We start from the raw sequence: 11068 nt of genomic DNA on the forward strand, positions 1-11068 counted from the left end.
GCGTGCCGGCTTCGTTCGTCCAGTTCGTTTGAAAGGGGACCCCGATGAAAGCCGCTGTACTGATTGCATTGACCTGCCTCGCGCTGACCGCTTGCGGCGGCGACGACAATTCCTCGCCTGCGGCGTCCGGCGGATCGGGGACGAGCAACAACGGTAGCGGCGGCCCGAGCGGCGGGACGCCGACCACGGGCGTACCCGACGGCAATGCGGGTTCGCCGACCGCCTCGAACGTCGAGTGCGATCCGGTTTACCAGCAGGGCGATACCGTGCAACTGCACATGTATACGCAAGCGACGTCGCAGAGCCCGTCGGTCGACAACGGCGTGTACACGCGGACGTACGCGCCGGCGACGTTCAACGGCGTGGCGCTCACGCAGCAGGCCGAAACCACGACAGGCTCGCCGATTCAGACCAATCACTACTACCTCGTCGGCAATGGCGTGCGCACGAACTACGGTGGCGAGGTCTACAGCGGCGGCACGCTTGCATTGCGGGACGTGAACTCGCCGCCCTATGTCGAGACGATCGGCCTCGCGGGAAGCGAAACGGTGAATTACGTGGATACGCCGGTCTTTCCGGCAGGCGGCGCGCAAACGTCCGTCTCGATCCAGCGGACGTACGTCGCGCGCGAAACGGTCAGTCTCCGCAACGGCAAGGTCTTCGCGAACGCTTGCCACTATCACACGACGGAGACCTTCACCAACCCGGCGTTGACGAGCAAGACGATCGCGGACGACTGGCTCGCGCCGGGTGTCGGCCTGGTCAAATCGGTCGCCGACGTGGGCGGCACGCAGATCATCACGCGCGAACTGGAAGCGGCGACGGTGGGCGGCAAGTCGTATTGAGTGCGCATGGGCGGCGCGCCGCGATCGGTCTCGCATCGGGGGCGTTGACGACCTGCTGCTTGGGGCATGCAGCAGGTCACGCCGTCACGCGGATGGCTGACCGATTCTCGGACTTGCAGGAGCGTGACGGTGCGTTCTGCCGTCCGCCGTTGAGATCCCCGTTGCAACGACGGGGCGTTGAAAGAGCGAGCCGCACGGACTTCATCCAGAAACCCCAAGCGGGTCAGGCGAGGAAGTTGCTCGACAACCCCTCGACGCCGTCGCGGCGACCGCACGAGCAATTGGAACACGTACAGGCATCCTGATCGACTCATGTCGACGCAGGCTGGCTTTCGCCCCGGACGGCGTATCGTGATCAATAAGGTAGCGAACGAAAGAGTATGTGCTTGCCGGCTCGCTATATGCAGCACTTCATATCGTCTGACGAGCGTCTATACTTTTTGACTGTAATGTCGGCGCCGTGGGCGCTGGCGATTCTTCACTATTGCCGGATTCGCGCCGGGATTGGCCATCACGACGGCGCTCGCCTATGTGCGGCGCTGGCTTTGAGAGTCCGATTGCCGCGAGAAGGCGCTGGCACCAGGAACGCTCGGCCCGTTAGCGCGCGATCAAGTCCTCCGGAGGTGGGTTATGAACTGGATCGGTACGTGGCGTAATCAATACGGCTCCACGCTTTCCATCACAAGCGACAAGGAAGGCGCCATCCGTGGCGTATTCAGCACCGCGTTGCAGGACAGCGCCTTCTTCGGTCACGATCTGCCTGTCTCAGGCGTTTGGTTTGGCGATTGCATCAACTTCGCTTTCGGCATATCGAATGACGTAGTGACGGCGATCTGTTCTTTCACAGGCATGCTGCGTGACGGCAAGCTGCAGACGGCATGGCATGTCGTGACCAGCAAGGCGCCTCGGCAAGGCTCGCGATCGTCGGAGTTTGGATGGGCGCATGCCGTCCAGACCAATGCGGATACATTCGAGCGAATCGCTGAGTAACGATGTACCCGCAAAATCGTGGCTCGGAGCGGTCGTAAGCCGCGACGCCCGTCGCCGGCTCGAACGGTTCGGCCACGCGCGCGACATGCAGGTTCGTGCAGAACGTCGCGACCGGGTCCGGCTGCGCTTGCGCGACCTCGCGCATCAGCGCGGAGAGCGGCATTTCGGGTTCGCGTTCGACGCCGAGCCGTCCGGCCGATGTGCCCGGTGAGTCTCCAGCCCTGCCTGTTTCGTCATCACACTCGAATGCCGCAGCACCTTTTGACGGCGGGAAGCCTTGCTGATATTGGCCCCCATCACGGGCACGATCGAAATTTAAACGAAATGTGATCACTCGCCGCCGCAAAATTTTGCACAATGGCGACAGCGCGGCCTTCCGCCGCGCTTCGCGCCGGCCCCGATCGCCGCCCGACAACCGTGACCCAGCCCCGCTCCGACGTACCGCCGCCCACCGCCATGGACCACCCGAAACGCATCCTGATCGTCGAGGACGACGCCGACATCGCCGACGTGCTGAGCTTGCACCTGCGCGACGAGCGCTACGAGGTCGTGCACAGCGCGGACGGCGCCGAAGGGTTGCGCCTGCTCGAGCAGGGCGGCTGGGACGCGCTGATCCTCGACCTGATGCTGCCCGGCGTCGACGGCCTCGAAATCTGCCGGCGCGCGCGGGCGATGACGCGCTACACGCCGATCATCATCACGAGCGCCCGGTCGAGCGAGGTGCACCGGATCCTCGGCCTCGAACTCGGCGCCGACGACTACCTCGCGAAGCCGTTCTCGGTGCTCGAACTCGTCGCACGCGTGAAGGCGCTGCTGCGGCGCGTCGATGCGCTCGCGCGCGATTCGCGGATCGACGCGGGCACGCTCGACGTCGCGGGGCTCGCGATCGACCCGATCGCGCGCGAGGCGAGCGTCGACGGCGCGCGCATCGATCTCACGCCGCGCGAATTCGACCTGCTGTATTTCTTCGCGCGGCATCCGGGCAAGGTGTTCTCGCGGATGGACCTGCTGAACGCCGTGTGGGGCTACCAGCACGAAGGCTACGAACACACGGTCAACACCCACATCAACCGGCTGCGCGCGAAGATCGAGGCCGATCCGGCCGAGCCCGTGCGGATCCTCACCGTGTGGGGACGCGGCTACAAGCTCGCCGCGCCGGACGCATGATGAAGCTCACGCTCACGCGGCGGCTGTCGCTCGTGTTCTCGATCCTGCTGCTCGCGTGCTCGGGCGCGTCGGCATGGCTGCAGATCCGCGCGAACGACATGCGCGAGAAGGAAGTCGTGCAGGCGCTGTCGCGCGACCTGGCCGCCAACATCGCCGGCAGCGCGCCGCTGATGGACGCGAACGGGCTGCGTCCCGACGCCGTGCGCATGCTGTTCGGGCAGCTGATGGGCGTGAACCCGAGCGTCGAGGTGTACCTGCTCGACAACGCCGGGCGCATCAAGGGCGACGATGCGCCGCCGGGCCACGTGAAGCGCGACCGCGTCGATCTCGCGCCCGTGCAGCGCTTCATCGCGGGCCAGCCGCTGCCGATCCTCGGCGACGATCCGCGCAGCCCGGACGCGCGCAAGGTGTTCAGCGCCGCGCCGCTGCAGCGCGCGGGGCAGCCGCCGTCGGGCTACATCTACGTGGTGCTGCTCGGCGAGGCGCACGACCGGCTCGCCGCGCGCGTCGACGCCGGCAACGTGCTGCGCACGACGCTGTGGTCGATGGCGATCGTCGCGCTGCTCGGGTTGCTGGCGGGCCTCGTCGCATTCGGCTTCATCACGCGCCCGCTGCGCCGGCTGACGGCCGCGATGCGCGACTTCGACGCGAACGCTGCGCCCGGCGCGCCCGACACGCCGCCGCCGGTGCTGCGCTTGCCGCCGGGCCGTCGCGGCGACGACATCGCGGTGCTCGAATCCGCGTTCGCGCAGATGGCCGACCGGATCGGCGAGCAGTGGCGCGCGTTGACGCGCCAGGACCAGCAGCGGCGCGAACTGATCACGAACATCTCGCACGACCTGCGCACGCCGCTCACGTCGCTGCACGGCTATCTGGAGACGCTGTCGCTGAAGGCCGACACGCTGGCCGAGCCCGAACGGCGCCGCTACCTGTCGATCGCGCTCGCGCAGAGCGCGAAGGTCGGGCGGCTCGCGCAGGCGCTGTTCGAGCTCGCGCGGCTCGAATCGGGCGGCGTACAGGCCGAGCGCGAGCCGTTCTCGCTCGTCGATCTCGTGCAGGACGTGTTCCAGAAATTCGAGCTGGCCGCGCAATCGCGCGGCGTCGCGCTGCATGCGCGGATTCCGCCGCGCGTGCCGGCCGTGTCGGCCGATCTCGGGATGATCGAGCGCGTGCTGACCAACCTGCTCGACAACGCGCTGCGGCACACGCCTTCGCACGGCGAGGTCGAGATCGCGCTGGAACCGCAGGGCGACCGCGTGGTCGTGACCGTGTCGGATACCGGCGAAGGGATTCCGGCGGCGCGGCGCGAAGGGTTGTTCCAGCGGCCGCAGCGGCCGATGAGCGGCGGCACGGCGACGAGCGGCGGGCTCGGCCTGTTGATCGTGCACCGGATGCTGGCGCTCAACGGCAGCGGCATCCGGCTCGTCGACCGGCCCGGGCGCGGCGCGGTGTTCGAGTTTGCGCTGGCGGTGGCGTCGCCGGCGGCGGGCGACGCACGCTGACCGCGATCGGCGGCGTCATCGGCCGCGCTTGCGCCGCACGTCGCTCGGCGTCGTGCCGGTCCAGCGCTTGAACGCGTGGCGGAATCCCACGGCATCGCTGAAGCCGAGCGTCAGCGCGATGTCCTCGGTGCTGAGCGTGGTCGTGCCGAGGTAGTCGATCGCGAGCGCCTTGCGCACGCTCGTCAGCAGTTCGCTGTACGACGTGCCTTCGGCTTCGAGCTTGCGGCGCAGCGTGCGCGAGGTCATGCACAGGCTCTCGGCGATCGCGTCGATGTCCGGGAATTGTCCCGGCGTGCGGGTGAGCTCCTCGTATACGCGTCGCGTGATACCCGATCGGCTGCGCAATTCGTCGAGCAACTGCGCGCAGTGCGACGACACCTGCGCGGCGGTGATCGGATTCGCGAGCTGCGGCGCGCGCGTGAGCCAGGCCGCCGGATAGCTGAGCACGTGATGCGGCTGGTCGAACGCGATCGGGCATTCGAGCGCGTCGGCCAGCAGCGCCCCGTGCGGCGGCCGCGGCTGCGCGAACTGCGCGCGCGCGGGCACGCACCATCCGCCCATCACGTCCTTGATGATCGTCACGTGCAGCGCGAACTGCATGTCGATCAGGAAACGGTACAGCGGCTCGTCGAGATCGGGCAGCGCGACTTCGTGGCGGTCCGGAAACAGCCACGACGCGGTGTCGCCGTGTTCGACCCAGCGGATCGGCAGCATCCCGTTCGCGAGCCGATGATATTTGACGGCCGCATCGAACGCGCGCGCGAGCGATTCCGAGCACAGCATCGCGTAGCCGTACATGCCGTAGCTCGACGCGCGCAGCAGGCGGCCGACGCGCACGCCGAGGTCGGTGCCGTCGTACCGGCCGACCGCGTTGCGCGCGGCCGTCAGGAACTGCAGCGGCGACGTGAGCGTGAACGGGTCCGCGACGTCGGCCGGCGCGAGGCCGGTGCCGGCGAGCACCGCCGCCGGATCGAGGCCGGCTTGCGCGGCCACGTCGACCAGCACGGCCAGCTTGGCCGGCGTGAAGCGCTGCTCGCGCAACGCGTGGGCGGCGTCGGCGTCGGGCAGCCGCGGGGGACGGGCGTCCGTCGGTTTCAACAGCGCACTGCGCGACATGGGGATCCTGCGTCCGAATCGATATCGTTGACGGCTTGCAATTTTGCGCGGGAACGATTCCGTTCGCCACAGGGTTCACCCTGACGTGCCGACGGTACGGCCCGATCGGACGGGCGTTCGCCGTGCGAAGCGACGTGGACACATGCATGCGCGTGTCCGTTTCGATCATGTTTTCGGCCGGCCGGATCATTTGCAAAGCGCGTCGCGCGGGCGATAGTCGCCGCTCAGGCGGCGGCCCGCGTCCTTCCGGCGTGCAGGCCGCCGTGCGAACGGCGCGCATGCCGGCGTGCCGTCCCCGAGGAGCGAGACATGACGAAGAGACACTGGACCGGGTCGTACGGCTCGATTCCCGCCGAGATCGACGCCGACTGCCATCCTTCCGTCAGCGCGCTGCTGGACGACGCGATGCGCCGCTTCGCCGACCGCCCGGCGTTCCATGCGTTCGGCCGCACGCTCACGTATGCCGACGTCGACCGCCTATCGACCGCGCTGGCCGCGTATCTGCAGCAGGTCGTCGGCGTGCGCAAGGGCGATCGCGTGGCCGTGATGCTGCCCAACGTGCTGGCGTTTCCGGTCGTGTTCGTCGCTGTCGCGAAGATCGGCGCGGTCCAGGTCAACGTGAATCCGCACTACACCGCGCGCGAGCTCGAGCATCAGCTCAACGACGCAGGAGTCGAGGCGGCGGTCGTCTGCGGCGGGTCGATGGGCACGTTCGCGGAGGTGGTCGGCGGCACGCGCGTGCGCACCGTGCTGAGCGTGGGGCGCGAGGATCTCGGCGTCGTCGATGCGCCGGCCGGCACGTGCGACGCACTGCCGCCCGGTTCGATCGCGCTCGCGCACGCGATCGCCGCCGGCGAATCGCTCGCGTGCGAGCCGGTTGCGCTGAGCGGCGCGGACCTGTTGCTGCTGCAATACACCGGCGGCACGACCGGCCTGTCGAAGGGCGCGGCGCTGTCGCATCGCAACCTCGTCGCGAACATCGCGCAGTTCGCGGCGATCGTGCCGGCTGCGCGCCAGCCGGGCGAAGAGGTCGTCGTCACCGCGATCCCGCTGTATCACATCTTCGCGCTGACGGTGAACTTCCTGTCCTACTTCGCGATCGGCGCGCAGAACTGGCTCGTCGCGAATCCCCGCGACATGGACGGGTTCGTCGACGTGCTGAAGGCCGCGCGGCCGACGGTGTTCGTCGGCGTGAACACGCTGTACGCGGGGCTTGCCGGCCATCCGCGCCTGAAGGAGGTCGACTGGTCGCGGCTGAAGCTGTCGGCCGGCGGCGGCGCGGCGGTGATCGACGTGATCTCGTCGCGCTGGAAGGCGGTGACGGGCAATTTCATCCGCGAGGGCTATGGGCTCTCGGAAACGTCGCCGGTCGTGTCGTTCAACCCGCAGTCGATCGACCGGTTCACGGGCACCACGGGCCTGCCGCTGCCGTCGACCGACGTGAAGCTGCTCGACGAGCAGGATCGCGAGGTGGCGATCGGCGAAGCGGGCGAGATCTGCGTGAAGGGGCCGCAGGTGATGAGCGGCTACTGGCAGAAGCCGGACGCCAATGCGGCCGCGTTCACGGCGGACGGCTATTTCCGCACCGGCGACGTCGGCGTGTTCGACTCGGCCGGCTTCCTGCGGATCGTCGACCGCAAGAAGGACATGATCATCGTGTCGGGCTTCAACGTGTATCCGAACGAGGTGGAAGCGGTGGCGACCGCGCTGCCGGGCGTGGCCGAATGCGCGTGCATCGGCGTGCCGGACCCGCGCACGGGCGAGGCCGTCAAGCTGTTCGTGGTGCTGGCGCCAGGCGCCGACGTGACGGAAGCGCAGCTCGTCGCGCATTGCCGCGCGAGCCTGGCCGCGTACAAGGTGCCGAAGCTGGTTCGATTCGTCGACCAGCTGCCGAAGTCGACGGTCGGCAAGATCCTGCGCCGGGAACTCAGCCGCACCGACTGATGTGGGCGACGCGTCGCGCGGCGGCTGCGCGGCCTGGTGTGCGGAAAGCCCCGAAGGTGGCGCGCGGGCCGCTCAAGTACAATGCGGTCGGTTCGATCGACGGGGACGCGATGACCGGCTCAGACTCACTTTCCGCCCGGCCCGGGCGTGCGCTGCCGTCGCCGAGCGCGACGGTGCCGATCTCGCTCGTCAACGGCTTTCTCGCGAGCGCGGGCGTGCAGCGCGACGTGGTCGAACGCTACCTGCGCGGCGCCGGCATTCCGATCGAGCTGCTCGGCGAGCCGCACGCGCGCGTGACGGAGGAACAGTTCTCGACGCTGTACCGCACGCTCGCGATCGATCTCGACGACGAGATGCCCGGCATCTTCTCGCGCCCGCTGCGCGGCGGCACGCTGAAGTATCTGTGCCTGAGCCTGCTCGATGCGCGCAACCTCGAAACGGCGCTGCATCGTTTCGGGCAATTCTTCCATATCCTGCTCGACGACTTCTTCGTCGAATCGAAGCGCGACGATCTCGTCGCGCAGGTGCTGCTGCGCCCGAACGAGGCGATCGGGCCGATCGGCGCGCTCGGCCAGGAGCTGATGCTCAAGCTCGTGCACGGCGTGTGCTCCTGGTTGATCGGGCAGAAGATTCCGCTGCTGCAGATCGAGTTCGCGTGCCCGCGGCCGCGCCACGCGGTCGATCACCTGTACTTCTTCACCGGCGCGGTGCAGTTCGACCGCGAGCGCACGCTGATGCGCTTCAGCGCCGATTACCTCGACGCGCCGATCCGGCAGAGCAAGCGCAACCTGCGCAAATTCCTCGCGCGCGCGCCCGGCGACTGGATCTTCGAATCGTTCAGCGAACAGCTCGTGTGCCATCGGGTGCGGCAGTACCTGTCGGCGGCGCTGCCGGATCTGCCCGTGATCGACCAGGCGGCCGAGCACCTGCATTGTTCGGTGCGGACGCTGAGCCGCCATCTGGCCGCCGAAGGGACGACGTTCCAGGTGCTGAAGGACGAACTGCGGCGCGATATCGCGATCCAGCGGCTGACCGATACGCCCGACACGATCGCGGCGATCGGCGCGGATATCGGCTTCGACGATCCGAGCGCGTTTCATCGCGCGTTCCGGCACTGGACCGGCAGTACGCCGGGGACGTATCGGCGCCGGGCGTGACGCGGGCGCGGGGATGAGCGTCGCGGGTGGCGCGTGCACGGATTCAATCCCATAACCGGCTCCTTTTGTGGTTTTCACGGCCGGTGTTTGAGCGGACACTCCCATAACCGGCTTCCTTCGTCGGTCGAGCGGGGCAGGCGCGAGTGCGGCCGGTCGTTTCCTTTTGGCGCGCATCACCGCGATTGCCGATACCGACGGACCGGGCGCCGACGCCCGTCCGGCGGGCGTTCGCCGCCGGGCACGGCGGTGTCCGCCGGTACGTGACGTGGCCGGTTTTGTCACCATGTGGGCCGGATATGACAATGGGAATCCGGATGCCCGGCGTTAGGATGGCCCATCACGTCGCCCAACGCTGGCCGGTTTTGCCGTATCGGACCCCGTGGCGCTCCTATTCACTGCCTGATTGGAACATCGACCATGAGCTATAACGCCCCCGTCAAGGACATGCTGTTCGTGCTGAAGGAACTCGCGGGCATCGACGCCGTTGCGCAGTTGCCGGGCTTCGAGGATGCGGGTTACGACACGGCGCAGGCCGTGCTGGACGAGTCCGCGAAATTCTGCGGCGAGGTGCTGGCGCCGCTGAACGTCGAAGGCGACCGCAATCCCAGCAGCTGGAAGGATGGCGTCGTGACCGCGACGCCGGGCTTCGGCGAAGCGTTCCGCCAGTTCGTCGAAGGCGGCTGGCAGGGGCTGCAGCATCCGGCCGAATACGACGGCCAGGGGCTGCCGAAGCTGATCGCGACGCCGTGCATCGAGATGCTGAACGCGTCGAACCTGTCGTTCGCGCTGTGCCCGCTGCTCACCGACGGCGCGATCGAGGCGCTGCTGACGGCCGGCACCGACGAGCAGAAGCAGCGCTACGTGCCGAAGCTGATCTCGGGCGCATGGACCGGCACGATGAACCTGACCGAGCCGCAAGCCGGTTCGGATCTCGCGCTGGTGCGCTCGCGTGCGGAGCCGCAGGGCGACGGCACGTACAAGGTGTTCGGCACGAAAATCTTCATCACGTGGGGCGAGCACGACATGGCGGACAACATCGTCCACCTGGTGCTGGCGCGCACGCCGAACGCGCCGGAAGGCGTGAAGGGCATCTCGCTGTTCATCGTGCCGAAGTTCCTGGTCAACGACGACGGCTCGCTCGGCGCACGCAACGACGTGCACTGCGTGTCGATCGAACACAAGCTCGGGATCAAGGCGAGCCCGACGGCGGTGCTGCAATACGGCGATCACGGCGGCGCGATCGGCTATCTCGTGGGCGAGGAGAACCGCGGCCTCGAATACATGTTCATCATGATGAACGCGGCGCGCTTCGGGGTCGGGATGCAAGGGATCGGCGTGGCTGACCGCGCGTACCAGAAGGCGGCCGAATTCGCGAAGGAACGCGTGCAGAGCCGTCCGGTGGACGGCTCGGCCAAGCAGTCGGTGACGATCATCCATCACCCGGACGTGCGCCGGATGCTGGGCACGATGCGTGCGCTGACCGAAGGCGCGCGGGCGCTCGCGTATGTGGCTGCCGCGCACAGCGACATCGCCCATCGCCATCCGGACGAGGCGACGCGCGCGCGTCATCAGGCCATCTACGAATATCTGGTGCCGGTGGTGAAGGGCTGGAGCACGGAGATGGTGAACGACGTCGCGAGCCTGGGCGTGCAGGTGCACGGCGGGATGGGCTTCATCGAGGAGACGGGCGCGGCGCAGTACTACCGCGACGCGCGGATCCTGGCGATCTACGAAGGGACGACCGCGATTCAGGCGAACGACCTGGTCGGCCGCAAGACGATGCGCGACGGCGGCGCGGTGGCGAAGGCGCTGATTGCGGAGATCGGCGACACGGTCGCGGCGCTCGGCAAGATCGACGGCGCGGCGGCCGCTTCGATGAAGGCGCAACTGGAGAAGGGGGCGCGCGCGTTGTCGGCGGTGGTCGACTACGTGCTGGCGAACGCGAAGCAGGACCCGAACGCGGTGTTCGCGGGCAGCGTGCCGTACCTGAAGCTGGCGGGCGTGGTGCTGTGCGGGTGGCAGATGGCGCGCGCGCTGGTGGCCGCTCACGCGAACCGCGCGAACGACGTCGCGTTCTTCGACGCGAAGATCGCGATCGCGCAATGCTATGCGGAGCACGTGCTGGTGCAGGCGGGCGCGCTCGAAGCGTCGATCGTCGGCGCGAAGGGCAACGAGAGCGTGCTCGCGTTGACGGAAGACCAGTTCTGACCGGCTGACGGTCGGGATGCAGCAGGAGGAGACAGGATTTTGACCACACAGGACTTGCTCGCGCAATACGGCCCGCGCGAATCGATGGAATACGACGTCGTGATCGTCGGCGGCGGCCCCGCCGGGCTGTCGGCGGCGA

At 68.0% G+C, this 11068-nt stretch carries 8 protein-coding genes; 7 read left to right on the plus strand and 1 reads right to left on the minus strand.

Features of this window, described 5'->3' with window-relative positions; all coding sequences use genetic code 11:
- The first annotated feature begins 44 nt into the window (after nt 1-44).
- The 4 genes from WS61_RS22190 to WS61_RS22205 all read left to right on the plus strand — a co-directional run bounded on the left by WS61_RS22190 (nt 45) and on the right by WS61_RS22205 (nt 4504).
- On the plus strand, nt 45-845 hold the full coding sequence (locus WS61_RS22190; protein ID WP_059503477.1) for a hypothetical protein: 801 nt from the start codon (nt 45-47) through the stop codon (nt 843-845).
- Between the two features lie 630 nt (nt 846-1475).
- Entirely contained in the window at nt 1476-1835 is a 360-nt protein-coding gene (locus tag WS61_RS22195) for an avidin/streptavidin family protein (RefSeq protein ID WP_059503479.1), read from the plus strand.
- A 456-nt stretch (nt 1836-2291) separates the two neighbouring features.
- Nucleotides 2292-3002: a response regulator transcription factor gene (locus WS61_RS22200; protein WP_059503486.1), complete on the plus strand. Its 711-nt coding sequence runs from the start codon at nt 2292-2294 to the stop codon at nt 3000-3002.
- The gene (locus WS61_RS22205) at nt 3002-4504 is read left to right on the plus strand and encodes a HAMP domain-containing sensor histidine kinase (protein WP_059503496.1); all 1503 of its coding nucleotides are present in this window, start codon (nt 3002-3004) and stop codon (nt 4502-4504) included. The genes WS61_RS22200 and WS61_RS22205 overlap by 1 nt, the downstream gene beginning before the upstream one ends.
- A gap of 15 nt (nt 4505-4519) precedes the next feature.
- On the opposite strand, the gene WS61_RS22210 is transcribed toward WS61_RS22205, so the two are convergent.
- Complete coding sequence (locus tag WS61_RS22210) at nt 4520-5620, minus strand: AraC family transcriptional regulator (RefSeq protein WP_059503488.1); 1101 nt, start codon at nt 5618-5620, stop codon at nt 4520-4522.
- 309 nt (nt 5621-5929) lie between these two features.
- Here WS61_RS22210 and WS61_RS22215 point away from each other — a divergent pair, with 309 nt between their 5' ends.
- The 3 genes from WS61_RS22215 (at nt 5930) to WS61_RS22225 (ending at nt 10929) form a co-directional block, all read left to right on the plus strand.
- On the plus strand, nt 5930-7564 hold the full coding sequence (locus tag WS61_RS22215) for an AMP-binding protein (protein WP_059503490.1): 1635 nt from the start codon (nt 5930-5932) through the stop codon (nt 7562-7564).
- Complete coding sequence (locus tag WS61_RS22220; protein ID WP_059503492.1) at nt 7564-8721, plus strand: AraC family transcriptional regulator; 1158 nt, start codon at nt 7564-7566, stop codon at nt 8719-8721. Before WS61_RS22215 ends, WS61_RS22220 begins: the two co-directional genes overlap by 1 nt.
- A gap of 417 nt (nt 8722-9138) precedes the next feature.
- Nucleotides 9139-10929 (plus strand): acyl-CoA dehydrogenase, encoded by a 1791-nt coding sequence (locus WS61_RS22225; RefSeq protein WP_059503494.1) that lies wholly within the window; start codon nt 9139-9141, stop codon nt 10927-10929.
- The last annotated feature ends 139 nt before the right edge of the window (nt 10930-11068 follow it).

The sequence above is a fragment of the Burkholderia sp. ABCPW 11 genome (genome assembly GCF_001523445.1).
In the GTDB taxonomy this organism is placed as follows: Bacteria; Pseudomonadota; Gammaproteobacteria; order Burkholderiales; family Burkholderiaceae; genus Burkholderia.